Annotated in this window: 19 protein-coding genes and 2 pseudogenes; 6 read left to right on the top strand and 15 right to left on the bottom strand. The window is 70.5% G+C overall.

Features of this window, described 5'->3' with window-relative positions:
- The first annotated feature begins 110 nt into the window (after positions 1-110).
- Together IQ210_RS46305 and IQ210_RS46300 are read left to right on the top strand one after the other, a co-directional pair.
- Entirely contained in the window at positions 111-974 is an 864-nt protein-coding gene (locus IQ210_RS46305; protein ID WP_194085282.1) for a helix-turn-helix transcriptional regulator, read from the top strand.
- On the top strand, positions 971-1,342 hold the full coding sequence (locus tag IQ210_RS46300; protein WP_194085281.1) for a DUF2255 family protein: 372 nt from the start codon (positions 971-973) through the stop codon (positions 1,340-1,342). The genes IQ210_RS46305 and IQ210_RS46300 overlap by 4 nt, the downstream gene beginning before the upstream one ends.
- Positions 1,343-1,641: 299 nt before the next feature.
- Here IQ210_RS46300 and IQ210_RS46295 read toward each other — a convergent pair whose 3' ends face one another.
- The 9 genes and pseudogenes from IQ210_RS46295 to IQ210_RS46260 form a co-directional block, all read right to left on the bottom strand.
- Positions 1,642-2,286: a hypothetical protein gene (locus IQ210_RS46295; RefSeq protein ID WP_194085280.1), complete on the bottom strand. Its 645-nt coding sequence runs from the start codon at positions 2,284-2,286 to the stop codon at positions 1,642-1,644.
- On the bottom strand, positions 2,286-5,948 hold the full coding sequence (locus IQ210_RS46290; RefSeq protein WP_194085279.1) for a S8 family peptidase: 3,663 nt from the start codon (positions 5,946-5,948) through the stop codon (positions 2,286-2,288). Before IQ210_RS46290 ends, IQ210_RS46295 begins: the two co-directional genes overlap by 1 nt.
- A gap of 51 nt (positions 5,949-5,999) precedes the next feature.
- Complete coding sequence (locus tag IQ210_RS46285; protein ID WP_194085278.1) at positions 6,000-6,167, bottom strand: hypothetical protein; 168 nt, start codon at positions 6,165-6,167, stop codon at positions 6,000-6,002.
- A 109-nt stretch (positions 6,168-6,276) separates the two neighbouring features.
- Positions 6,277-9,213: a helix-turn-helix transcriptional regulator gene (locus IQ210_RS46280; protein ID WP_194085277.1), complete on the bottom strand. Its 2,937-nt coding sequence runs from the start codon at positions 9,211-9,213 to the stop codon at positions 6,277-6,279.
- A 255-nt stretch (positions 9,214-9,468) separates the two neighbouring features.
- Positions 9,469-12,252, bottom strand: coding sequence for an AAA family ATPase (locus IQ210_RS46275; protein WP_194085276.1), 2,784 nt, complete (start codon positions 12,250-12,252; stop codon positions 9,469-9,471).
- Between the two features lie 239 nt (positions 12,253-12,491).
- The gene (locus tag IQ210_RS46270; protein WP_194085275.1) at positions 12,492-12,902 is read right to left on the bottom strand and encodes a hypothetical protein; all 411 of its coding nucleotides are present in this window, start codon (positions 12,900-12,902) and stop codon (positions 12,492-12,494) included.
- A gap of 88 nt (positions 12,903-12,990) precedes the next feature.
- Positions 12,991-13,989, bottom strand: a complete 999-nt coding sequence (locus IQ210_RS46265; RefSeq protein WP_194085274.1) for a hypothetical protein — start codon at positions 13,987-13,989, stop codon at positions 12,991-12,993.
- A 299-nt stretch (positions 13,990-14,288) separates the two neighbouring features.
- Positions 14,289-14,513: pseudogene (locus tag IQ210_RS48660) on the bottom strand (hypothetical protein); the annotation flags it as partial.
- 144 nt (positions 14,514-14,657) lie between these two features.
- Positions 14,658-15,881, bottom strand: a complete 1,224-nt coding sequence (locus tag IQ210_RS46260) for a DUF418 domain-containing protein (RefSeq protein WP_194085273.1) — start codon at positions 15,879-15,881, stop codon at positions 14,658-14,660.
- A gap of 214 nt (positions 15,882-16,095) precedes the next feature.
- Between IQ210_RS46260 and IQ210_RS46255 the strand changes: the two genes are divergently transcribed.
- On the top strand, positions 16,096-16,266 hold the full coding sequence (locus IQ210_RS46255) for a hypothetical protein (RefSeq protein WP_194085272.1): 171 nt from the start codon (positions 16,096-16,098) through the stop codon (positions 16,264-16,266).
- Between the two features lie 80 nt (positions 16,267-16,346).
- On the top strand, positions 16,347-18,062 hold the full coding sequence (locus tag IQ210_RS46250; RefSeq protein ID WP_228049643.1) for an ABC transporter ATP-binding protein: 1,716 nt from the start codon (positions 16,347-16,349) through the stop codon (positions 18,060-18,062).
- A 2-nt stretch (positions 18,063-18,064) separates the two neighbouring features.
- Here the strand turns inward: IQ210_RS46250 and IQ210_RS46245 are convergent, their stop codons facing one another.
- The 3 genes from IQ210_RS46245 to IQ210_RS46235 form a co-directional block, all read right to left on the bottom strand.
- Positions 18,065-19,183 (bottom strand): sensor histidine kinase, encoded by a 1,119-nt coding sequence (locus tag IQ210_RS46245; RefSeq protein ID WP_194085270.1) that lies wholly within the window; start codon positions 19,181-19,183, stop codon positions 18,065-18,067.
- Positions 19,180-19,851: a response regulator gene (locus IQ210_RS46240; protein WP_194085269.1), complete on the bottom strand. Its 672-nt coding sequence runs from the start codon at positions 19,849-19,851 to the stop codon at positions 19,180-19,182. The genes IQ210_RS46245 and IQ210_RS46240 overlap by 4 nt, the downstream gene beginning before the upstream one ends.
- Before the next feature lie 323 nt (positions 19,852-20,174).
- Positions 20,175-20,933 (bottom strand): alpha/beta fold hydrolase, encoded by a 759-nt coding sequence (locus IQ210_RS46235; protein ID WP_256786121.1) that lies wholly within the window; start codon positions 20,931-20,933, stop codon positions 20,175-20,177.
- A gap of 187 nt (positions 20,934-21,120) precedes the next feature.
- Here IQ210_RS46235 and IQ210_RS46230 point away from each other — a divergent pair, with 187 nt between their 5' ends.
- Positions 21,121-22,707 carry an FAD-dependent monooxygenase gene (locus IQ210_RS46230; protein ID WP_194085267.1) on the top strand — a complete coding sequence of 529 codons (1,587 nt, stop codon included), beginning with the start codon at positions 21,121-21,123 and terminating at the stop codon, positions 22,705-22,707.
- A gap of 86 nt (positions 22,708-22,793) precedes the next feature.
- Here IQ210_RS46230 and IQ210_RS46225 read toward each other — a convergent pair whose 3' ends face one another.
- Both IQ210_RS46225 and IQ210_RS46220 read right to left on the bottom strand, forming a co-directional pair.
- Positions 22,794-23,111, bottom strand: coding sequence for a 3-hydroxyacyl-CoA dehydrogenase family protein (locus IQ210_RS46225; RefSeq protein WP_322658614.1), 318 nt, complete (start codon positions 23,109-23,111; stop codon positions 22,794-22,796).
- A gap of 7 nt (positions 23,112-23,118) precedes the next feature.
- Positions 23,119-23,400, bottom strand: a pseudogene (locus IQ210_RS46220) (MFS transporter); the annotation flags it as partial.
- A gap of 476 nt (positions 23,401-23,876) precedes the next feature.
- On the opposite strand from IQ210_RS46220, the gene IQ210_RS46215 reads away from it, so the two are divergent.
- Positions 23,877-24,164 (top strand): hypothetical protein, encoded by a 288-nt coding sequence (locus tag IQ210_RS46215; RefSeq protein ID WP_194085265.1) that lies wholly within the window; start codon positions 23,877-23,879, stop codon positions 24,162-24,164.
- A 125-nt stretch (positions 24,165-24,289) separates the two neighbouring features.
- Here IQ210_RS46215 and IQ210_RS46210 read toward each other — a convergent pair whose 3' ends face one another.
- Complete coding sequence (locus IQ210_RS46210) at positions 24,290-24,997, bottom strand: alpha/beta fold hydrolase (RefSeq protein ID WP_194085264.1); 708 nt, start codon at positions 24,995-24,997, stop codon at positions 24,290-24,292.
- Positions 24,998-25,172 lie beyond the last annotated feature (175 nt).

Genomic DNA, 25,172 nt, shown 5'->3' with positions numbered 1-25,172 from the left:
CACCATGCGTTGTCCGTCCCGTCCGCGGGAGAGGCAGGTTTCTGCCTGGGAAAGAACCTGCCCCCTCACACCTGTGCCACACCGGCCGCGGCCGCAGCACACTGAGACACATGAAACCGACACCCGCCCCCCATCTCGGCGCCTTTCTACGGGCCCGGCGGGCGCAGCTCGACCCGCAGGAGTGCGACCTGCCGGCGACGGACTCCGCCCGCCGGGTCACCGGACTGCGCCGTGAGGAGGTCGCCGCCCTCGCCGCGATCAGCGTGGACTACTACACCCGCCTCGAACAGGGCCGGGTCCGCGCCTCCACCCCCGTGCTCGCCGCCCTCGCCCGCGCCCTGCGCCTCGACGACGACCAGCAGAGCTACCTCTATGAGCTCGCCGGCCGCACCGACGACCGACCACGCCGCCGCCGGGCACCCCAACGCCTGCGCCCCGCCCTGCGCCGCCTGCTGGACCAACTCACCCACACCCCGGCCCTGGTCCTCGGCAAACGCCTCGACATCCTGGCCTGGAACGAGGCCGCAGCGTCCCTCTACACCGACTTCGCAGCCGTACCGGCCGGCCGGCGCAACTACCTGCGCCTGCTGTTCACCGACCCGGCGATGCGGGCGATGGACCGGGGCTGGGAGCACACCGCCCGCGACGCCGTGGCCGCCCTGCGCCTGGAGGCCGCGGCCGACCCCGGTGACCCGGAGCTCGCCCGGCTGGTCGGTGAACTGTCCGTCCAGGACGCGGATTTCCGCACCTGGTGGGCCGAGCACCGCGTCAACAGCGCCACCTACGGCATCAAGCGCTACCGCCACCCGCTGGTCGGCGACCTCACCCTCGACTGCGACACCTGGGCCGCGTCCGACGGCTCCGGCCAGCGCCTGGTGGTCCTGACCGCCGAGCCCGGCAGCCCCTCCCACGACGCCCTGCGCATCCTCCGCTTCTGGACGGCGGAGGCAGCCGACACCGAGGTGAACCGATGACCTCCTGGACACCCGAAGAGCAGTCCCTGTTCTCCGAGACCTACTCCCTCGTCCTGACCGCAGGCGACACCGACGGCCCCGGCGTGGAGATCGGCATGGCCGTCGTCGACGGCGAACTGTACGTCCGCGCCTACCGCGGCGTCCGCTCCCGCTGGTACCGGGCGGCACGCGAACACGGCTACGGAACGGTCCAGGTGGGCGACGTCAGCCGCGACGTGCTGCTCACGACCGGCGGCCTCGAGCCGCCCACCGGGCTCGACGCCGCCTTCCGCGACAAGTACGGCGCGGTCGCCGACGCCCTGGTGGCGAGCCCGCAGGCCCGGGCCGCGACGATCCGCATCGACCCGGCGCCTGTTCCGGCCCCCTGACACACCCCGCATCATGGACGTATGAGCGAGCCCGCACACATGCAGTGGTCCAGCACCGAGGTCGCGGCCTCCGACGCCCTCAGCTACTGGGCCGACGTCGTCTGTGACACGTTTGTCGGAGTCGCGGTGCGTCCCGAGCCCGGCGCGGTCTTCGAGGGCCGCATCGAGACGTCCGTCCTGGACGGTGTCGCTTTCGCCTCACTGACCGCGGTTCCGCAGCGGGTGGCAGAACCCTCCGTATGTGCCGGGTGGGGTGAGCCGGAGACTCACCCCACCCCGCCGAACAGGCGCAGGCCGGATCAGCGCAGCGTGTACGCCACGGGGATTGTCTGCGTGACCGTGTTGCCCTGGCTGTCCGTTGCGCGGATCCTCAGTCCGACGCCCGCGGGGGCCTGGTCCCGCCGCGGATTCCTGATGGTCGTGGTGAAGGTGTTCTCACCGGTCGCCTTGCTGGGGGCCGGACGCCAGGTGCTGCCCCCGTCGAACGTGGTCTCCGCTTTCAGGGAGGTGACCTCGGGGAGGTCGGACAGCCGTTCCTGGTAGTAGCCGACGACGGTGACCTCGTGGGCCTCCCCGGCCCTGACCGTGTTGTCCAGGGCCAGGCCGAAGTCGTAGCGCAGGAAGATCAGCGGTTCGGGGCGGCAGGCCGCCTGGTCGCTGCCGACCAGTTCGCCGATGCACGGGCTCAGGGTCGAGGTGTCGTCCTTGGTCGCCTTGGCGGAGCTGTACCGCCACACCGTCTTGACGCCGTTGGTCTCCGTCTCGAACGTGTACGGGGCCGACTTCTCGGGAAGTTCGTACGACACGAGGTCCCCGCCCTTGCAGCCGGAGAGCAGCAGGGTGGCCGCTGCCGCGAGCAGCACGAGGGCACTTCTGCGGCGGCGCGGCGATGGCACGCGGATGCACTTCATGGTGGTGGTCTCCTTGTCGGTGCCGAGTGCCATCAGAAGATCAGGTCCAGGTTCTGATCGGGCAGATGCACCGTCTGACGCTCCATTTCCTTGCCGGAGGCGTCCTTGAGCCGGAAGTCGCAGACGGAGTCGAGGTTCGGGATGGTGGGCGACGGAGTGGTGCTGCAGGAGGGCAGTTCGATGAACTCGTGCGTGATGGTCTCGTCGTTGAGGATGCCGATCAGGGCCTGGCGACCGCCGGCGGCACTCGTCAGGTAGACGGTGGGATAGAAGCTGTCGCCCTGTCGGCAGCCCGCGCACGGCCCTTGCCGGACGGAGAAGCCGGACTCGGTGCGTACCGTCGCTATGGCGCCGGGCACGGACGGCCCCGCGTTCCAGTGGATCTCGTCCCGGCCGGTCAGGACCAGGTCGTTGATCTCGGTGCGGTTGTGGGTGATGAGGTGACCCGCTCCGGTCTCCGCCCAGGAGGCCGTGAACCGGTTGATGGCGTTCCTTGCCCGGTTGACGAAGACGGTCATCGTCCGCTGTGTGGCGGGGTGAGTCAGGTTCACCTGCGAGGAGGCCGGGACGCCCGCCGCGATCTGGTTCCAGCTCAGTTGGTGCACGTCTCCGGGGCGGGCCGAGTGGAAGGCGAGGTCGACTCGGTCGAGGTCCTGCGTCCCGAGCCGGAAGGTGGTCGCGCCGGACTGTCCGACCTCATGGAACGCGGCGGCGTACACCCGCGGCACGCTGGTGCCGCCGAGTCCGATGCGGACCTTCGAGCCGTGCGCCTTGATCCGCTCGACCAGCGCCTGGGCCTGGGCATACGGCAGGCTCACGACGGGCAGCGCCGCGTACGGCTGGATCGCCGGGCAGCTCTTCGGCCCGTCGGGGCACAGGTCGGCCTCGGAGGAGCGGCCCAGCGAGGTGAGGCCGGGTGCCGCGACGAGCACACCGACCGCGCCCGCGGAAGCGGCCGCGCTCACCCGCTCGCCCTGGAGCTTGGTGTAGTCGCAGGTGCCCTGGCAGATGTCGGTCGGCGTCAGCAGGACGAGCTTGCCCCGTACGTCGACGCCCGCGAGTTCCGCGGCGGACCCGGAACCGGCGTAGACGACCGGCAGTTCCCCCTTCACCGGGAGCCGGGGAACCTTGATCGAGGCCTGCTGTGTGGCGCCGTCACCGGTGTCCCGGAGCCACATCTGCGTCTGGGACAACGCGGTGTCCGGGGTCACGTAGCGGGCAAAGAGGCGGGCCGGTGCGCCGCCGCCGGTGGCGCGCAGGGTGATCACGGGCGTCGTACCGGACTGGTAGAGGTCGTGTGTGAGGGTGCCCTTGGTCACCTTGCCGGTGGGCAGCACCCACCAGTTCGGCTCGGTGGCCCGGTAGTCGAAGGCGATCGACGTGCCGGTCGACCACGCCCCGGTCTGCGACACCCGGCTGACGGCGTCCGTCATGCTGTACGTCTCGGTGGCCTCCGGGTACCGCACGGTCAGCGGCTTGGCCTTGCGCAGGTCCAGCGTGACCGTGGTGGCCCTGGTGAGACTCACCTGCGCCGCGATCGGGGCCGCCTGCTGAAGGTCGCCGGCCTGGTCGCGCCAGCTCACCGCCACGTCCGCGGCGTAGGTGCCGCGGAAGAGCTGTGCGGTCGTGGTGTCCGAGCCGGGCAGGTAGGTCGGGCCCGAGTGGAGGTACACCTGGTCGTCGACCGGCGTGAAGTCGACCGTGCCGTAGCGGACGTCGGTCGCGCCCTCCGGAGCGATGATCTTCAAAGTGAGCGGGAATCGCTGGGCCTCGATGAAGGCGTGGATCCGGGAGTTCAGTCGGATCCCGCCCGAGTCGTCATGGGCGGTCATGAGCGCGGTGTAGCTCCCGTGCGGGTCGTCGGCCTCGAGCACGCTGCCGTCGACCGTCACCGGTACGTCCGCGGTACCGCCCGCGGGGATGACCACCTGGTCCGTGCCGAGGGCGAACAGCCCTGCCTTGGCCGGCTTGCCGTCGCCGGAGGTCGCCGTCAGCGACAGGTGCAACGTGACCGCCTGGTCGGTGCGGTTGGTGTACACGATCTTCTTGGTCTGCGCCGACTGCGGATAGGGCTGGCGTCCGAAGTTGAGGGTGCCCTTCGGCAGCACCTTCGGATTGGTGGCGGTCTCCAGGTTCACCAGGCCCGTGCCCTGGGCGTACAAGTCGTGCCCCAGGTCGGTGGCGGTGTCCATCAGCAGTGCCTTGATCTGCTGGGCGTTCATGTCCGGGTGCTGCTGGGCGACGATGGCCGCGGCTCCCACCACATGAGGTGTGGCCATCGAGGTGCCGCTGGACGAGGTGTAGTACTGGTCCACCGGCGTACCCATGGTCGTGCCCGCGGCGCGAGCCGCGACGATGTCGACCCCCGGCCCCGAGATGTCGGGTTTGGCGGCGCCGTCCCCGAAACGCGGCCCGGTGTTGGAGAACAGGGCCATCTCGTCGTTGCTGTCGACAGCGGCCACGGTCAGCGCCTCGTCGGCGGACCCGGGGGAGGTGACCTTCTGGGTGCCGAAGCTGTGGTTGCCGGCGGCCACCACGAACAGGGTGCCCGTGGTGCGGCTGAGTTCATTGAGCGCCTGGCTCGTCGGGTCGGTGCCGTCGGTGGGCTCACCGCCCAGGCTCAGGTTGACGACCTTGGCGCCCGAGTGGGCGGCCCAGTCCATGCCCGCGATGATCGCGTCGTCGGGACACTCGCCGTTGTCGGTGCAGACCTTGCCCACCAGCAACTTGGCGCCGGGTGCGACCCCCTTGCGCAGTCCCTTCGACGCGGCGCCGCTGCCCAGGACCGTGGAGGCCACATGTGTGCCGTGCCCGTGCCCGTCCCTCGCCTCCGCGGACGTACCCGTGAAGTCGGCCTTGCCGACGACGGCCGCGGACACATCCGGGTGGGTGGCGTCGATACCGGTGTCCAGCACCGCCACGGTCACACCGGTGCCGTCGTAGCCGCGCTCCCAGGCGACCGGCGCACCGATCTGGGGCACCGACCGCTCGAGGTCGACGTGGGACAGGCCGTTGAGCCACACCCTCTTCACCCCGGCGAGGGAACCGGCGGAACGGGCGGGCGCCGGTGTGGCCGCCTTCTTGCCCCGCACCCCCTGCCACCACCGACCGCCCTCGGCGATCTTAAGTGAGCGGCCGTTGATGCTCGGCAGCGCCCGCCCGCCGGACGCCCCGTCGACCTTGCGTTTCTTGGCGGCCTCGGTGCTGCCCGTGTAGGTGACGAGCACCGGCACGCTGCCGGACCTGCCCGCCGCGGCGAGCCTCACCAACTCCCGCAGGTCGAAAAGCGACCAGTCGAGCAGCCCCTGGCTGACCAGGACGAGGGCGTCGTCGGGCACGACGTACACGTTGCCCTGGCGGGTGAGGGTGTGGAACACGACCGGCAGGCCGTCGGCCCGGGGCGCGCTGTCGGTCGCGCGGACGACCGGCGTGCCGTGGTCGTCGACGCCGACACGCAGGGTGTCGCCGGTGACCAGGGTGACCGGCACGGACCCGCCTGCCGCGGCGACGAACCGCGTCAGCTCGTCGTCGGCCGCGCTCGGGCCGTCGGCTATCGCGGCATCGGACGACGGTGTCTGCCGCGGCGGCTCGGTGGCGACGGCCGTCGTCGTCGGCACGAGCATGCCGAGGACGGTCAGGCCGACGGTCACCGCGCCCCAGCGTCTGCTGATGCCCCTTCTTGCGTTTGACCTCATCGATGAGTCTCCCTTGAGAGCATTGACGTGGAACGTGAACAGGCCTGTACGTCAGAGCGGTTCGTACTCGGCGTCCTCGTCGGCGCTGACCTCGCGGATGTCGGCGATGTCCTGAGGGTCGGGCGACTCGCCGGCCGGCGCGGGTAAGTCCTGGGAACGGACGTCCGACGCGGACCGGTCGTCCTGCGGGTCCGGCGCCGGTGATGGAGCGGATGGCATGGCAAGAGTGTGCGATCACACCCGCGGGCGGCACGATCGATCAGATGCGGGATTTAATCGTCCCGTTCGGTCCTCGACCTTTTTTCGTCGTTCCTGAGGCGGGCGGAATTCACTCGCCCTTCAGCGCCCGCCGGTCCAGGTCCCCGACGAGACCCGACTCGACGACCCTGACGGCAAGTGCCGTACGCGAGGTCACGTCCAACTTGCGCATCGCCGATCGCACTTGGCTGGCAACGGTCTGCGCCGACACCGTCAGCGCGTCCGCGATCTGACGGTTGGTCAGCCCCTCAACCAGCAGCTGCGCCACCTCCAGCTCGCGCGGCGAAAGCTGATTACCGTACCCGGGGCGCCCTCGGCCGCGTGCCACCGCGAGAGCGTTCCCTCCCCGCCCGGCCAGGAAGCGGCCGATCCGGGCAACGTCCTTGCGGGCGCCGAGCTCCGACAGCGTCTGAGCGACCTGCGACAGCATCGGCAGCGCCTCCTCGTCCTGTCCGGTGGCGAGCAGGCACAGCGCGGAGCGCTCCCGGGCGAGCAAGGCGTCGTAGGGACGTGGCAGCGCCTCCCACGCGGCGGCCGCACGCTGATACAGCGCGGCGGCGTCCGCCGGCCGGCCGTCGGCCTCCGCCAGCATCGCTCGGCACAGGACCAAGGACGCCTGGGGAGCCGGTGCGTCCCGCTCGCCCACGGCCCCTTGCAGGGCGTCCACCACGTCCGCGGCGGGGCCGAGCCGCCCGGCCGCGACCAGGGCGGCGGTGCGCACGGGAGCGAACTCCACGGCACGTGACCACAATCCGCCGCCGACGGCGACCTGGGCGAGCCGATCGGTCAGTCGGACCGCCTCCTCGATGTCACCGTCGTCCAGGCACAGTTGAGCCAGCGCGGCGGTGGCCTCGATACGCTGCTGGTCGTCGCGGGCGGCGAACCGCAGCCTCTTTCCGGCCGCCTCCCGATCTCCCTTTGCGGCCTGCAACAGGCCCGCCACCAGCGCCGCCTCACACCGATCCTTCAGCCGGACCCCGCCGTCGTCGTCGATGAGCCGCGCCGTCCGCTCGGCCAGCCCCGACCAGGCGCCGGTGAACCAGTCCAGGTGGGCCCGTGAGGAGGCGATGCTGTCCAGGTAGTGCAGCAGCTGATGGCGCTCGGCGAGCGCCTGGGCCTTGGCGAGCCGCGCCCTGGCCTCCGCGTACCGCCCCCAACGCGTCGCCTCTTCGCCGACGTTCGAATGTCCCACGGTGACGATGGACGCCGCACGCGGATCGACGACGTCGTCCGGGATCTCGCGCGCCGCCTCCCACCCGGCCTCCTCACCCAGCGTCAGCAGCGCGAAAGCGCGATCCGCGGCCAGATGCAGCCGGTCCAGGGAAGCCATCGACCCCGCGAGCGGCGGCGCCTGCTGAAGCCACCGCAGATGCTCCGCGACCGGCCGGGCGTTCCCCAGAGGCAGAGACAGCAGGATGCGGGCACGCGCCATCTCCGCCGACCCCGGCGGCAGATGGGGTATCGCGGCGAGGATCTCCTCGCGGCCCGCCTCGATCTCACCCGCCCCCATCAGAACCCGGCCGATCTGGAAACGGACCGACGCCCCCGCCGCCGGCGTGAGGCCCTGCCCGGCAAGAGCGGAACGCAGCGCCTCGACGACCGCCGAATACGGATCGGAGCCGGACAACGCCTGGAACTGAATCTTCGTCACCAGACGCACCAACACCTCGGCGGGCAGAGCGACGGTGACGACCAGACTGTGGATCAGCAGCGCCGCGGTGGCCACGTCCCCGGACTGGGTGCTCAGATCGGCCGCTTCCTCGGTGTACCGGCAGGCGGCCTCGACCTCGCCCGCCAGCCGGAAGTGCCGCGCCAACTGCGCCACGGGCGGCACCGGCCACCGCTCCAGCGCCCGGCCCGCCCGCAGATGCAGGGCACGCCGGTCCACGGCCGGAATGGCGTCGTACACGGCATAGCTCGCCAGCGGGTGCCGGAACGACCACTGCCCGGACCTGCTCTCCTCACGCAGCAGGCCACTGCCGAGCGCGTCGACCGACTGCGCCGCGAACCGCTCGGGAGACAGACCGGTGACCGCGAGCAGCGTCGCGGGATCGGCCGGGCCGGAGAGCACCGCCGCCGCGTGCAGCACGGTACGGGTGTCCGGGCCGAGCCGCTGGACGCGCTCCAGCATGGCGTCACGGATGGTCGGCGGTACCTCGATGCGGTCCAGCCGACGGCGTGCCCAACCGCCGTCCCGGCGTATCAGATCCGCCCGGTCGTGCATCAGCCGCACCGACTCCTCCACGGCCAGGGGCACCCCCTCGGTGCGCGCGTGCACAAAGGCCGCGAACTCGGTCGACACGTGCCCACCGGCCAGCATCGAGGAGACGAACGAGGCCGTCTGCTCGACATCCAGCGGGCGCGGCGTCAGCCGGACCGGACGGGAATCGGGGGACAGCCGCGAAGGCAGCCGCAGCAACAGGGACGACGGGGGCACTTCGTCGCGCCGGTAGGTCAAAACCACATCGACGGGTTGCGGCCGGCGCGAGACCAGGAACAGCAGGAACTCGAGCGTGGCCTCGTCGGCCCAGTGGACGTCCTCCAGGGCGAGGATCGCGACGTCGAGCCGGTCAAGGACCTCGACGAACGCCCGGAACAGCCGGTGCCGGGCGGCGGTGGCGTCCTCCAACGGCTCCGGCGCCGCGGGCAGTGCGTCGGCCCACTCGGGAAACAGCGGCCTGAGCGCCCCCGCGAGCCCGCTCAGCTCCAACCGCGCGATGTCGTCACTGCCCTCGCGCACCGCGTCGACCACCGCGCCGAGCGTGTATGGCACCCGCAGCTCCAGGCAGGCACCCACGAGGGCGTGCCGCCCCCGCCGCGCCTCGGACGCGAGGAACTCACGCAGCAACCGGGTCTTGCCGATGCCCGCCTCGCCCTCGATCAGGACGACGGCAGGCTCCCCGTCGAGCGCTGACCCGAGTGCGTCCAGCTCGCCGTCCCGGCCGACGAAGCGCGGCGCGGACAGCGCCGGAAGCCGACAGCCGTTGTGCAGGGTTCCTTCCACCACCGCCACATCCCCCTTGCCCACTGCCCTCACACCCGCCGGCCTCTCGGGGCGGCGCCGCGACGTGCACGGGCGCGATACCTGGGGACGGCTGCAAGACTGTAAACCACATGTGACGACATCGGTGTGACGCCGGACAACGTTGCGCGACACTTCCGGATCCGGCGCGGTGCACGGCCGGCTTCGGGGCAGCGGCCCCTGTGCGAGCCGTCACCGCATACGTGTTTAGCTGTCGCCCAACTGCGGAGGCAGGCGGCCTCAGTCGACCTCTTCCAGGTCGAGGGCGACGAGGGCGTCCCGCAAGGCGGCCCGGGAGCTGATGTGAAGCTTGGGGTAGATCTGATACAGGTGCGCGCCGATCGTGCGATGTGACAGGAAGAGACGCTCCGCGATCTGCTTGTTGGTCAGCCCGGTCGCGGCCAGCGTCGCGATCTCGAGCTCCTGGGCCGTCAGCACTCCCTTGCCTGCCGCGCCGGCCGACGCCGTGACACCGCTCGCGCGCAGTTCGGCCTTGGCGCGCACCACCCAGGGTGCCGCCCCCAGCTTCTCGAACACAGCGCGCGCGAGGACCAGTTGCTCCCGCGCTTCCTTGGTCGCCCGCCGACGCCGGAGGCGTTCGCCGTGGAGGAGACGTACCCGTGCGACGTCAAAGGGCCATTCGTCGGGGTCGAGCAGGGACAAGGCCCGCTGGAACAGGGGCAGGGCGTGCTCGTCCGGCGTCGTCAGTGCCTCGCAGGCCAGCACGAGCACGTGCAGGCGCGGGGAGAGCCGCGCCATCTCGGACTCCCGCAGGGCCGCCGCGTGGGTGGCGGCCTCGGTCGACCGTCCTGACTTGACCGCGGCCTCCACCAGGTCCAGGGCGCCGGCCATGGCATGGGGCAGGTACGGGGCGAGGGGGGTGAGCGGGCTGACGGCGGTGGCCTGGCGGTAGGCGGTCTCGAAGTCCCCACTGCCGAGCGAGGCCAGGCTCCGCGCGTGGAAGGCCAGTGCGCGGGCGCCATGGGCGCCACGGGGAACGGCCCAGGCGGTGATCTCCTCGCACAGCGCCTCGCAGGCTTCCACGTCACCGCGTGCGCCGGCCACCAGCGCCTGCACGAACTGGAACTTGCAGGCGAAGAACGGGTAGCCGTACTGCTTGCACAGCTCGAGCCCTTCGCCGGTCAGGCGCACGGCCTCGTCCCAGCGGCCCTTGTAGTAGTCGTCCAGGCCCAGGTGGATCAGTGCCGAGAGGTGTCGGCGGACGGGCGCGGCACCCGCGCGGGCCTGCTCGACCAGACGCAGGGACGCCTCTCTCACGTCCGCCAGCCGGTCCGGGTAGACGGCGCAAGTGCTGACCCGCACCACGTGCGTCGCGTCGCCGAGGTCGGCGAGCTGCTCGTCGAGGACCCGCAAGCCGCGGTAGCCGGTGCGGGCGGGGTCGGCGAAGGTCTGGGCGCACGCCCACAGCAGGTCGGGGGGTGCGGGCGTCATCCGGTTCAGGGCCCGGAACAACGGCGCCCACTTTTCCGGATCACCGCTGTACCAGCACAGCGTGATCAGGGTGAACAGGGCTTCGACGAGAGCCTCGTCCGAGGCGTCGTAGCCGTGTCCGCCCGCTTCGATCGCGCCGACCAGCAGCCGGTGGGCGGTGTTGACGTCCCCGTCCTTGTTGATCAGCAGGAGCGCGGAGGCGGCCGCCGCGTGCAGGGACCCCTCCCGGACGGCGGGGTCGGCGCGGCGCGCACCGACGAGCAGCCGCGAGGCGTCCGCCAGGTCGCCCCCGGCGTCGGTGCCGATGTAGGCGGCCTCCGCCAGCCGGCGGCTCTCGTCGGCCGGCGACGGGCTGAGCCCCGCGGCACGGGTGAGGGCCGCCACCGCACCCAGCGCGTCACCTCGTCCGAGGCGTAGACGGGCAGCCTGCTCCAGCAGTGCGGCGACGTCCTCGTCCCGGCCGGTCGTCGCCTCACCGAGATGGCCGGCGCGGCGCTCGGGCTGGCCGACGAGGACGTCGGCGAGCGCTCGGTGTGCCTTGCGGCGGCCGGCGGCCGTGGCCTGCGCCACCACCGCGGAACCGATCAAGGGGTGGCGGAAGGACATCCTCCGGGAGGCCGCCGAGACGGTCACCAGCCGGTCGCGTTCCGCCGACTCCAGAACGTCGACGGCGTCGCGGCCGCCGGCGGCCGCCTCGATGACCGTGAGGTCACCGGTGCCTTCGAGCGCCGCGATCAACAACAGCTCACGGTCGCGGTCGGGCAGGTCGGCCACGCGCGCGGCGAACAGCGCCTGAAGTCGTTCACTGAGCGGCAGGACCGAGGGCACCGCCCCCGGCGCCGTGCGCTGCTCACGGTCGAGGGCGGTGGGCAACTCCATCAACGCGAGCGGGTTGCCGTGCGCCTCCGCGGCGATACGCCGCCGTATCTCATGGGACAGGCCCGGGTGCGCCCGGGCGAGGAGCTCGGCGGACGCCGCGTCGTCAAGGGGCCGGAGGCGGTGCTCGGTGAGGCCGCTCGCCTCGAAGAAGCCCTCGGTGGTGACGCGTGAGGCGGCCAGGAAGCTGATACGGCTGCCGACGAGCCGCCGCGCGATGAAGCCGAGGACGAAGGTGGTGGGCCGGTCCAGCCACGGCAGGTCGTCGACGACGATCAGGAGCGGGGCCGCTTGGGCGGTCCTGCGCAGCAGCAGCAAGGCCGCGGTGGCGGTCAGCAGCCGGTTGGGAGGCGGCCCGCCGCCGATACCGACCGCGACTTTGAGGGCGTCCCGGTGGCCCGGGTCCAGCAGGTCGAATGATTCGAACAGGGGGACGAGCAGCTGGTTGAGGCCGGCGTAGCTGATGTCCGTCTCGAACTGCACACCGCTCACCCGCAGCACGCGCGCGCCGCTCAGCGTGGCCTGCGCCGCCACGGCGTCGAGGATCGCGGTCTTCCCGATGCCCGCCTCGCCCGACAGCAACAGGGCCGCGCCGTGGCCGGGGCCGCCGAAGTGGGATCGTACGAACTCCAGATCCTCGTCCCGCCCGATCAGCTGCCTGGAAGCGGGACCCGGGGACAGGGCCAGGTCGTTCATCGAGTTGCTGTCTCCAAGAGCCGCGGTACCGAAGGACAAGTGCTGCAAACCGTTGTACCCCGCGTCAACGCCCGCCCCCCGCACCGTACGCGACCGCCCCCGCGCACACATGTCCAGATCCCGACATCACGAATTCAGGATACGAGGCGCACACCTGCTCGGCACCGACGCCCCGGACCTGAGGCATGTGAGATGCGGACAGGTGTTCCCACGGCTAGTCACCTTTGAAACGCTACGGCTCACGAGGTGGTGAGGGAGGCGCGTTCGATCGCCTGGACCAGCGTGTTGCCCTGGGCGTCGGTCAGCTCGGCCCGCAAGGAGACCGACCCCGCCCCGGCCGGGCGCCGCAGGGACAGATGCGTACCGCCGACGGCCTCGGCGGACTGCCAGGTGCTCCCGTTGTCGTACGAGACGGCGAAGGCGAGCTTCCTGATCCGCTGTCCCGCGGCTGCGCCCTCGATGTGGAAGGGCACGGCGAACCTCTGGCCCGCCGTGGCGGTGCTGGCCGGCGTCAGACGGGGCGTGAAGCGGACGACGGACAGCGGCAGCGCGGACCACGCGCCCTGCGGCGTCTCGGCGGAGCGGAAGGTCCACACCGGCCTGACACGGGTGCTGACCGGTGTGAGCGCGTGGTCACGGGAGGAATCCAAGGTTCAGCCTGTAGGTGCTTTCCTTCGCGGTCACCGCGTACCGGGCGACGTCCTCGGCTGTCGAGGCGGTCACCCGCGCTCGATGTGATCAGTACGCGTCCTGCGGGATGGTGTCGAGACCGGTCGTGTCGATCTCGGCGTCGCTCATCGCGGGCCCGCCGAGGAAGCCGTTCATGAGCTCGGGAAGGTCGAGCGTCGTGGCACCGGCCGGAGCACCGGGCAGGGTGCCCTCGCGCATCCGCAGGGTGAGGCCGAGCTTCTTCACCTTGGCGTTCTCGGCGAGCTTGGCGAGGTCGATGTGCACCTGGGACAGCTCGCCGTTCTTGAGGGTGAAGTCCGCGGTCACCTTGGCGTCGGGGGCGTCCTTCATGTCCTTGGCGGTCGGCAGCTCCATGCCCGGCGGCAGGTCCTTCACCACGGGACGGATCTCGCCGAGCAACTCGGTGACCAGCGTGCGGAAGGGGGCCGTGGCGGTGACGTGCTCAGTGCCGTCCTCGCCCCCGGTGGTCTTGAACTCCACCTCCCGGGCGACGACCTTGCGCAGGGCCTTCACAAGCTTCTTCTGCGTCTGGGCGTCGAGGGACGGCGCGGCACCACCCTCCGTGTCCTGCTCCTCGGCGGCGGCCTTGTTCATCTCCTCGGTGTTGAACTTCACCCACTTGCCCTGGAGAACGTCCTTCATCGCCCCGGCCTCCGGGGGCAGGTCGTCAGGGTCCGGTAGGGGGCTGCCCATGGTCTTGCCCATGGCGTCCATGTCGGCACGGAGGTAGGTGTAGTCGCCGATCACCCGGTACTCGAAAAGGTCGCCGTCCGGGGTACTGAGCTTCATCGCCGTACCGACAAGATCCTTCTCACCGGACTTCTCGAGCGGCTTCTTCGACTGCACGGTCACCGTGATCTTCGCGCCGCTGAGCAACTCGGCGACCTCGTCCGGGATCTCCTCACCGGGCTCAGGGTCGGACGACGCGTCCAGCGCCTTCAGGGACGCGGCATCGGTGTCCAGGTCGACCTCGAAGGAGAGCGTCTTCTCCTTGCCGAGCTCCTCGAAGGCCTGCTCGAGCTTCCTGCCGGCGGACAGCTGCTCCACCGTTCCACAGGCGGCGGAACCCGCGAGGACGGCACCGACGACGGCGGTGGCGGTCAGGGTCTTACGAATGGCGTTGATGATGTTCTCCTCGTGGCTCCGATCACAACGTGATCGCTGAGAAGACTCACGACTCGCCCACAAGGTTGTCCTGTCCATCTCACGACCCGCACCGAAAGCAGCCCCGGACCGCGTCGGCTGATCCACCCCCGTCGACGCCCGGAACCCGTGCTGAGATGCCGGGAGACCGGGAGCCGGGCTGAGGATGGACTACTCGTCGTCGGGTTGGTCGATGTGCACTCGTGCAGGCCTTCGGTGAGCACCGTGCGGTACAGGCTCATCCGCAGTTTGGGGCGGTTCAGATCGAAAGAGGAGAGCCCGGACCACACCACGTGCAGCGGCAGGTCGACGGTGCCGTGCGTGCGCCCCGTCAGCTCGTCCAGGCGCGCCGGCAGCTGGCTCGCGTACCGGGCACGCAGTACCTCGCGTGCCGACGGGTTGGGCGCAGGAGCCGAAGCCAGAGCCATGCCCCGATCATGGCCCCTCCGCCCACACCGGGGTATGCGGCCGCCGACCGGAAGCCGGCATCTGGACAGGGCCACCGGCGCGGCGCTGCCCTTCTGATGAGCAGGCCGGAGTGAAGCGCGGCGCCGTCCCACCCCGGCTGCATCTCACCGGATGTGCTTCACCGGCTTGGTCGCGGCGTTGAGCAGGTACTCCAGCGGCCCGCGCCGGAAGAAGCGGGACCAGACGGTGGCGAACACGATCGCCCCGAGGACGTACATGAGCAGCGGCACCCAGGACTGCTGGGTGCCTGTCCCGGCGGGCGTGGACAGCACCGACTGGGCGAGGAAGTGGCCGACGTAGGCGGTCAGGGACATGGTGCCCACGGCGATGACCGGCTTGGCCAGGCGGCGCAGCCGCGGCAGGCGTTCCATCGCCACCGTCGCGCCCACGATCACGAGGATCGCGACGCCGACGCTGCCGATGATGTCGAACGTGGTGCCACTGTGCGGCCCGGCCGTCAGCAGCGTCGACGCCGGCATCTCGGGGAACGACCCGTCGAGAGGCATCGAACCCGAGCCCGAGCCCCCGGACGACGACGACCCGTCCTCCGCCATGCTCCGCAACGCGCCCTTCCCGGCCAGCAGCAAGGACATGCCGTACGCGGCGACGGTGAGGGCGGCCCCGACCGCGGCCAGACGCCGCTGGACAGCTCCGGAGGACAGATCGAGGCGGCCCAGCGCCATGCCCGAGATCACGAACGGCAGCCACGTGAGCGCCGGGTAGAAGCCGGTGAGCAGCAGATCGAGCACTCCCACCTCACTGAGCCGGTGGAGGGGGTCGTACGTGTTGATGCTCTGCTGGACCGACTCGCTCAGCCCCGTGGTCAGGACGTACGCCAGTTGCGGTGTGACGAGCGCGAGCGCCGCCGCGATGATCGCGAGCGTCCGGGCGCGCAGCCGCACCAGCGGCAGGGCCAGCAGGAAGTAGACCCCGTAGAAGCCAAGGATGATCACCCCGCCGTACTCCATCGCCATCACGGTGCCCAGCGCCAGCAGCACCGCGGCGCGGATCGCGATCCGCGCCCGCGCCTGCCGGCCGGCCAGACCGGTCTTGGGCTCCCGGCGCCCGGCGATCAGCATCAGCGAGAACCCGGCGAGCGTGGCGAACAGGACGGACGAATGCCCCTCCGCCATGTACCGCACCCAGCTGGCGACGCCGTGCGTGGCCGACAGCGGGGGGCCGATGTGCACGACATACATGCCGAACACCGCCAGCGCGCGGGCCAGGTCCACACCGACGAGGCGTCCCAATGACGGGCCGGGGGAGGTGCGGGGCGGCGAGTTCTCCTGGGGAGCCGGCTTCTCCTGCGGCGGCCGTGCCTGTGTCATACGAAGAACCTCGCGCGGGCGTCACCCGGCGGGATATCCGGCAGTCCTCGGTACCGCCCCCGCCGACCGGCGGGTACCACCCTGCCGACCGGCGGAGCCGCGTCCCCGGCCGGTTCCCGTGCGACCTGAGACCGATCGACTTCCGCCACCCGGCGGGGGTAGCCCCGACGGTTGCCGGATGGGAGCGAGGCGGACGGGCTTCCAGGCTGGAGGCATGACACACCGTGCGCGACACACCAAGCGCGAGGACTCCAGAGGCGAGTTTCTCGAACTCCTCGGTTTGACGCTGGCGGTGGGCGTCTTCGTCCTGTTCGTCGTCCGTCCCGAGGTCGGCCAGGCGCTGGTGCACACCTTCGCCACGACCACAGCAGGGCTCGTCGACTGACCCGAATCCCTGAAGGGAACGCCGTGAACACCGCATCCGCCCCGACGACGGATGAAACGCCTCTGCCCGCCCGAGAAACAATGAAGGCACTGCACGCCTACGTCCGCCCGCACCACTGGCCCGTCGCCCTCGGCCTGCTGTGCGCCCTGGTCGGGGCCGCCGGAGGCCTGCTGCAACCGCTGGCCACGAAGGCCCTGGTCGACCGGCTCGCCTCCGGTGGGACCATCGCCGGGATCCTGATCGCGCTCACCGTGCTGGTGGTGCTGGGCACGGCCATCGAGGCGTTCGGCACGTATGTGCTGGAGCGGACGGCGGAGTCGGTGGTGCTGGCCGCGCGGCGCACCCTGGTGGGGCGGTTGCTGCGGTTGCGGCTCGCGGAGTGGGAGCGGGTCCCGCCAGGCGACCTGATGTCCCGGGTCACCTCGGACACCACGCTGCTGCGGGCCGTCAGCACCCAGGCGGTCGTCTCCGCCGCCACCGGCGCGGTGGCCTTCGTGGCAGCGGTCGTGATGATGGCGTACCTGGACATCGTCCTGCTGGGCGTGACGCTCGGCGTGGTCGTGCTGGTCGGCGGGGCCGTCGCCCTGGTGATGCCGAGGGTCGCCCGCGCCACCGAGCGGGCGCAGGAGGCGGTCGGGGAGATCTCCGTCGCGCTGGAGCGGGCTCTCGGGGCGTTTCGCACGGTGAAGGCGTCCGGCGCCGAGGAGCGGGAGACCGCCCGGGTGGAGGCCGCGGCGCGGCGGGCATGGCGGCACGGCGTGAAGAGCGCGCAGTGGGAGGCCGCGGCGGGCTCGGCCGACGAACTCGCCGTACAACTGGCCTTTCTCGCCGTCCTCGCGGTCGGCGGGGCACGCGTGGGCTCCGGGGACATCCCCGTGTCCACCCTCATCGCCTTCCTGCTGTACCTCTTCTACCTGATCGAGCCGGTGGCCAAGCTGGTCGACGCCGTGACCTCGTATCAGGAGGGCGCGGCCGCGATCTCCCGGATCGCAGCCGTGGAACGCCTGGCGACGGAACCGTCCGCCCACCCCGGGCGGCGCACAGCGTTGTCGGCACCGGCGTCGGTCCGCTTCGAGGACGTCTCCTTCCGCTACCGCCCCGGCCTGCCCCACATCCACCACCAGGTGAGCTTCGAAGTACCGCCCACCGGGATGACCGCCTTCGTCGGACCTTCCGGTGCGGGCAAGTCGACGGTGTTCGCCCTCATCGAGCGGTTCTACGAGGCCACCGGCGGCCGGGTCCTGGTCGACGGCAAGGACGTACGGGACTGGCCGCTGCCCGAACTGCGATCCGCCATCGGATACGTCGAGCAGGACGCCCCGGTCCTGGCCGGCACCCTGCGGGAGAACCTGCTCTTCGCGGCCCCCGGAGCGACCGACGACGCCATCCGCGATGTCCTGTCCCGGACCAGACTCGACACCCTCGTCGAGCGCCTGCCCCACGGCCTGGACACGCCGGTCGGCCACCGAGGCTCGAAGCTGTCGGGCGGCGAGCGGCAGCGCGTAGCCATCGCCCGCGCCCTGCTGCGCAGACCCCGGCTGCTGCTCCTGGACGAGGCGACCTCACACCTCGACGCGGTCAACGAGCTGGCGCTGCGCGAAGTCGTCGCGGAGGTGGCCGGTGAGACCACCGTGCTGGTGGTGGCCCACCGCCTGTCGACGGTGACCGGCGCCGACCGGATCGTCGTGATGGACGCCGGCCGGGTCCGCGCGGTGGGCACCCATGAGGAACTGGTGGACACGGACCGGCTGTACGCGCAGTTGGCGGCCACCCAGCTGCTGGCCCCCACACGCTGAGGTCAGTCCGCGCCGAGCGGAATCCGCAGCCGCACCCGGTAGCCGCCCTCCGCGGTCGGGCCGGCCTCCAGGGTGCCGTGCAGGATCTCGGCCCGTTCCCGCAACCCGACCAGCCCCTGCTGCGAACCGGGCAGGGGAAGGGAGGGTCGTGTGGGCGGGGTGTTGGTGACGGTCACTCCGATGCTGTCGCCGTCCTGCCACAGCTGGACACACGCGGTGGCGCCGGGGGCGTGCTTGCGGACGTTGGTCAGCGCCTCCTGGACCGTGCGGTAGAGGGCCCGTTGTGCGGGTGTGCCCACGGTCGGCGGCAGCTCACCGGTGAGCTCCGCGTGTGTGCCGCTGGACTCCACCAGTTTGCGCAGGTCGGCCAGGGTGGGCTGGGGTGTCAGCTCGGTGGCGTGGCCGCCGGAGGCGCGCAGCAGCGTGACCATGGTGCGCAGTTCGTCGAGCGTGGTGACGCTCAGCGAACGGATCGTGCGGGCGGCCTCCTTGGCGTCCGCGTCTTTGGCGGCGATCTGGAGAGCCCCCGCCCGTACGGCGATCAGGCTCACCTGATGGGAGACCACGTCGTGCATCTCACGGGCCAGTTGGGCGCGTTCACGGGCGAGCACGGCCTGCGCGTGCAATGCCCGCTCGTGTTCCCTGGCTTCCTCGATCTCGACGAGGCGCCGCGCCAAGTCCCGGCGCGTCTGCAGAAGTTGGGCGATGAGGACCGGCGCGGCGGCCGTCGCCAGGCTGTACACGAAGGTGACCAGCGTCATGGTCCGCCCGACCTCGGTGAGGCTGGCCAACGGCCACGGAGTGCTGTTCGCGACGGCGGTCAGGGCGACGCACACCGCAAGAAGAGGCCGGTTACGGGACCGCTCGGCCAGCGTGAACAGCGCCACGAGCGGAGCAACGGCGACCGGCTGCGTCAGCGCGATGGGCAGGGTGAGCGCGAACACACCCAGCGGAAACCGGCGCCGGAAGGCCAGCGCGGCGCAGCCGAGCGTGGCCAGCGTGATACCGAGGGGGGTGTCGTCCCACAGGTTCGCCCACACGTCCACGGCCGCCGCCACCACCAGAAGGCCGTCGACGACCGGCGCGGGCACACGTGCCCACAACGCGCGGACGCGTTTCACCGCCCCGCCTCCGGCTGTGGGCGTGCGTCCAGCAGCCCGGCCCGCTGCGCCAACAACGCGGCCTGCACCCGGCTCGTCACCCGCAGCTTCGTGAGGATCGCACTGACATGATCCTTTACCGTGCCGGCGCTGAGATGGATGCGCGCCCCGATGTCGGCGTTCGACAGCCCCTCGGCCACCAGGACGAGCACGTCACGCTCCCGCGCGGTGAGCAGCCGAACCCGGGCGGCGTCCTCGTCGACGGCGGCCTCGGCGCCAGGATGACTGTGCAGCAGCGCCCGCGAGGCCTTGGGGGAGAGCACCACCCCGCCCGCGGCGAGGGTGCGCACCAGGTGGGCGAGCTGGTCCGGCTCGGTGTCCTTGAGCAGGAAACCGGCCGCACCGCACTGCAGCGCGGTCAGGATGTACTCGTCGGCGTCGAACGTCGTCAGCATCGCCACCACCGGGGCGTCCGGCCTGGTCCGCAGCTCGCGCAGGACGGTGAGCCCGTCGACGTCCGGCATCCGGATGTCGAGCAGCACCACGTCCGGCCGTACCCGCAGGACGGTCTCCACGGCCTCGCCACCGCTCGCGGTCGCGACGACCTCGATGTCCTCGGACGCGCCCAGAATGAGTTGGAAGCCCGAGCGGACCAACGCCTCGTCGTCCACCACCACTACCCGGATCACGCGCGCTCCGCCTCGTCTTCGTTCCCGCCGTCCAGCCCATGCCGCCTCGACCCTAAGGCCAGGCAGCTCCCGCGCCCGCCCGACGAGCGGCAGCTCCCGCCACACGGCGGGGTGACACCCACCAGTCGGGAGGGCATCACGGCGCCTGACGCGGAGTCGGTGTACGACACTGCCCCGTCCGGTTGGTGCCTCGTCCTGCCGCGATGCATTCCTGTCCTCACTCGGCGACCGAGGACCGAGGTGCGCCGGGCCGCGGACGGCGGGCCAGAGTCCGGGGGCCCGGGGGCCCCGGCCGTTGCCGCCCGCGCGGGGCATCGCGGCAGCTATGCCACGAGGTCCGCCAGCTCTCGGGGGTGCGAGAGATGCGGAAAGTGACTGGCGGCCGGGACGACGCTGAAGACGGCGTCCGGCAGGCAGGAGTGGAGCCATGCCCGATACGGCTCGGGCAGCTCGCTCGCGCTCACATGCCGGTAGGAGACGCCCTGTTCGCGCAGGGCGGTCAGGTCCCGTTCGCGACGCGCGCGGATCTCGTCCGCCGACTTGGACAGCAGATCGTGCCAGTAGCCGAGGAACAGGTCCTGCCGGGGCGTGGTGACGGTGCGCACCAGGTCCCGAGCCGCGGGTGGCAGGCTGTCGATCCCCATGCCGGCGGTCAGACGCTCCCACAGGCGCAGATAGTCAGGGCCGCGGAGCAGTTCTTCGTTCTGGCGCAGCAGTTCGCCGAACGGTCCGGGCAGCAGCGGCTGGTCGACGTTGACGACGCCGCGCACCGGGTGTCCGGCGGCGTAGACGGTGGCCAGCAGGCCGCCGACCGAGTGCCCGACCACTACGGGTGAGTCAAGGCGCGCGGCGGTGACGGCCCGGTGCACCGCCGCGGCCACGGTGTCCGGGGCGTAGGAGGTGCTCGCGGGCGAGCCGCCGTGGCCGGGCAGGTCGACGGCCAGCACCCGGCGTCCCGCGGGCAACTCGGCGAGGAAAGGGCCCCAGTGCCGCCGGTCGAACGTCAGACCGTGCAGAAGGAGCAGAGGCGGTCGTACGTCGTCGGGGGCCCCGTAAAGATCACCGGCCAGATCACCGAACACGCGTGTATCTATTTGTGTCATATCTACCCTGTATCGCTGATGCGTCAGATGTCGTCAAGAATTGTTGGGCGTGCCTGACAACAGCATGCCTCCACACGCGACTGAGAGCGAACCACGTGTACACATGTATGTCACAAGGTCATGCATATGTGCGCGCATTTGCCTCTCAACGGAACGGTGCAGTGTGATGCGTGAAGTCGACAGTGGTCAGGGAAGCTCGGGCGCAACAGGCCCGCAGGAGCCGGTACTCGTCGTGGGGGCCGGCCCGGTAGGGCTGGTGGCCGGGATCGAGCTGGCGCGCCGAGGTGTCGACGTACGTCTGGTGGACAAGGCGGCCGGTCCCCGCCCGGGCTCCCGCGGGAAGGGGCTGCAGCCTCGCAGCGTCGAGGTCTTTGACGACCTGGGAGTTGCCGGGCGCGTTCTGGCGACGAGCCGTTCTCGACTGGCCATCCGCAAGTACCGGGGCCGGGTGGTACTGGGGACCAGTGACGTGGTCCCCGGCGCGCCGGAACCCACGCCTTCGACCCCGTACCCCCGCACCGTGCTGCTCCCGCAATGGCGGGTGGAAGAGATCTTGCGTGAACGGCTCGCTGATCTGGGTGTGACGGTGGAATACGGATCGGAACTGGTCGGCCTCACACAGCACGACGGCGGCGTACAGGCCCTGCTGCACACCGCAAGCGGTTCCGAGAGCGGTTCGTTCTCCTATGTCGTGGGCTGTGACGGTGCGTACAGCACGGTACGGAACCTGCTGGAGACAGGTTTCCTGGGGCAGACCGACGAGACCGTCCGGATGCTGACCGCCGATGTCGAGGTGAGCGGCCTCGACCGCGACTTCTGGCACTGGTGGCCCAGCGCTGACGGAAGACTGCTGGCCCTGTGCCCGCTGGCGGCGACCGACGCCTTCCAGATGCAGGTCGGCGTGGACGCCGACACCGTGGGAGAACTGCCGATCGAGCAGATCCAGAAGCTGGTCGAGGAACGCAGCGGCCGGAGCGACATCCGCGTCCGCCGAGTCGCGTGGCAGTCGGTCTGGCGCTTCAACGTCAGGATGGTGGACAGCTACCGCGCCGGGCGCGTGTTCCTGGCGGGCGATGCTGCCCATGTCCACGCGCCTGCAGGCGGTCTGGGCATGAACACCGGCATCCAGGACGCCTACAACCTGGGCTGGAAGATCGCACACGTGCTGGAAGGCGCCCCCGAGGCGCTCCTCGACACCTACGAACAGGAGCGACTGCCGATCGCAGCCGACGTCCTGAACCTTTCCTCCGAGCTCATCGCCCAGCGCGTCCGCGGCGTCGTACCCGACGGGGCTCACGGCAACGACACGCTGCAGCTCAAGGTGCGCTACCCCGTCAGCGCACTCAACGGATCCCCCCGCAGCGAGCACGCACACGTGCAGGCGGGTGACCGCGCCCCCGACTCGCAGGTGTTCAACCCAGACGGGACGGCGGTCCGGCTCTTCGATCTCTTCCGTGGCCCGCACACCACGGTGTTGGCCTTCGGATCCCACAGCTCGCACACCGCGGACGCACTCGTCCGACGCTTCCCGGAACACCTCAAGTCCGCCACCCTGCTCCCCACCGCCGAACCCACGACCCCCCACTTCACCGACCGAGAAGGCAGCGCTCATCAGGACTACGGCATAGCCGGCGACACCCTGCTCGTCATCCGCCCGGACGGGTACGTCGGCCTCCGCGCCACAGACCCGAGCGAGACCGACGTCCTGGACTACCTCCGTCGATTCCTCCCCGACCAGCGCAGCGGCCGCTGATCTTCGGTCGAGAAGGCCCCGCTGTGAAGCACCGCGGGGCCTTCAGCAGACCGATCACCGTCGGCACGGGGCACTCATGCCCGTGGCTACGTCGGGGGATACGTGTAGAAACCTTGCCCGCTTTCGACGCCAGTCTGGCCTTTGTCCAGGTAGCGTTCCTTGATGAGCCTGGCGAACTCGCGTTGCTTCGCGTCACCGTGCGAGGCGATGTGGTGAGCGGTCATAAGGCCGATGATGTCGAGCATTTCGAAGGGCCCGTATGCGGCTCCCGTCCCGATACGCCACACATCGTCGACCGCGGCCGGGTCCGCGATGTCGTCCGCCAGCAATTCACCGGCGGCTTTGAGCAGCGGTACAAGGAGCGAGTTGAGGACATAGCCCGGTTTCTCCTTCTTCATCTCGATCGGGACCAAGGAAGGCGTTCCTCCGGCCGCACAGGTCCGCAAGTCGGCCACCCAGTAGAAGCAGCGAGCCGAAAGCCAGCGCATAGGCGGTGATCACCCACTGGCGGTCGGCGTTGGAGAAGTGCAGGTCCGCCTGGGCGGTGGGAAGCGCGATGTTCACGATGGTGGCATCGAGGACCACCATCAGCTGTGCCACGCTGATGAAGGTGAGGATCAACCAGCGGTGCGGCACGGGGCCGGCAGCCGGTGCCGAACCGGGGGCGGCGGCCGCCGTGGCAGGGGAAGACATGTGTGTCACAGTCCCAACGTCGTGGGTGAGGGCAAGTAGGTGTGCCGGAGCGAGACCGACACGTATTTCATCATAGGGTGCCTATATTGAAATCGAGTTGCACTGGATCCCAACACGTAGGGCGAAGGCGATGGTCCGAGGGGGATACGTTGCCAGCCACTCAAGGGAGGCACTACCGGTTGGGCTGTGCGGGCGCGGTAGTGCCCCACACCAGCCTGCATCCACCTTTGGCGGCGGCAGGTGCCCCGGAGCGGGGCCGTGGCCCTCGACGTAATGGCGCTGCGCAGGATGTCGCCCGTGTTGGGGATCAGCTCTCCGGGCTCGGTGTCTTGTGCTTCCCGGGGCAGCTCAACTGCTTCACAGTGGGCCTGTTCTGCGGCACGACGCAGCGCGCTTCGGGTGCCGAGATGGTCGATGATGCGTTCCGGGCCTAGATCGCGGCGGCCGTGGCGGTGAGGTGGTCGAGCACGGCCATCGTGGCACCGGACGCGGGCGGCGCGGGGGCGGGCGGCAGACTGCCGACACTGAAGTTGTCGACGACCGCATTCGCCCCCGGCGGCGGCGCCCATCGCGGCCACCGCCAACTGGTCCACCGGGCCGGGCGGCTGGCCCACGGCGCCATCGTCGAAGGCGCTGTCGAGACGGCCGTACAGCGTGACGGCCCGACCGACGGTGGCCCGGACCGCCCGGCACCGAGCGAGCAGTTGGAACCGCAGTCGGGGATGGGACGAGCGGCCGGCCGCGAAGCCCAAGCACGCGAGTAATGGTTCTCAGGGGCAGGAGCATCATATCGGCCCTGCCCCTGCCGGAATCAAGATGCTGAGCGCCGCCGTCGGCGGTCAGGGATCACACGCACCGGGCGCCGGACGGAAACACCTGGGGCCAGCACTCAGCCGTTCAGGATGGCCTTGGCAACCTCATCGGGGTGCGTCAGCATACCTTCGTGCGTTCCAGGAACCATGACGGGCTGCAACCCAAGTCGCGCCGCGAACTCAGCGCCTGGCCGCGGAAGCGCGTGATCGTCCTCACTGAGGATGTACAGCGCAGGTATCCCGAGCTCTGAAACGCTGGGAACGTCCAGGGCGTCCAGGAAGTAGTTGCCGGGCTGCGGTGTCAGCAGATCCGCGACCAGTCGCTGTGTGCTGACCTCGACATCCTGCATGAAGATGCCCTGCACGAACTGCAGCGTCGGCGGGATTGAACGTGTCGGCGAGGCATCGATCATGCCTCGCAGCATCGCCGCGGCCTCCGGAGGGTTGTCCTCCACCATCGACCTGCCCCGCACCGGCACCTGCGCACCGTAGTAGACAACCTTGGAGACCTTGTCCGACAGACGGTAGGCGGCCCCGGCCATCGGATACCCAGCCCAGCTGTGCCCCACGAGCGTCACGTCTGTCAGCCCTCGCCTCTCGACCTCGGACACGACATGATCCACTGCGTCCTGAAGGGTGTGGCCCGCTGGGTCGTCACCATCTCCCAGACCCGGGAGAGTGAGACAAACCGCTTGGTGCCCAGCAGCACGCAGCCGCTCGGCAACCGGACGCCAGGCCCACCCACCATGCCAGGCACCCGGAATGAAAACGTATGTAGAGTTCATACTTGATTCCCTAGGACAGATCGATCCGTTCCCCACCCTATACACGGGCACTCTTGAGGATTCGGTTCAGACGCAGGCACAGCCGGAACGTCCCGCGACCCCGGAGCAATTCAGCAGACGCGCCGAAAAGGATCGTGGCTGACTGTCGCTTCGCGGTATTCGCACGAGCGTGTGA

Source organism: Streptomyces justiciae, from assembly GCF_015163075.1.
Lineage (GTDB): Bacteria > Actinomycetota > Actinomycetes > Streptomycetales > Streptomycetaceae > Streptomyces > Streptomyces justiciae.
Note: the sequence above shows the minus strand (reverse complement) of the source record. Positions and strands in the feature narration are given on the sequence as shown.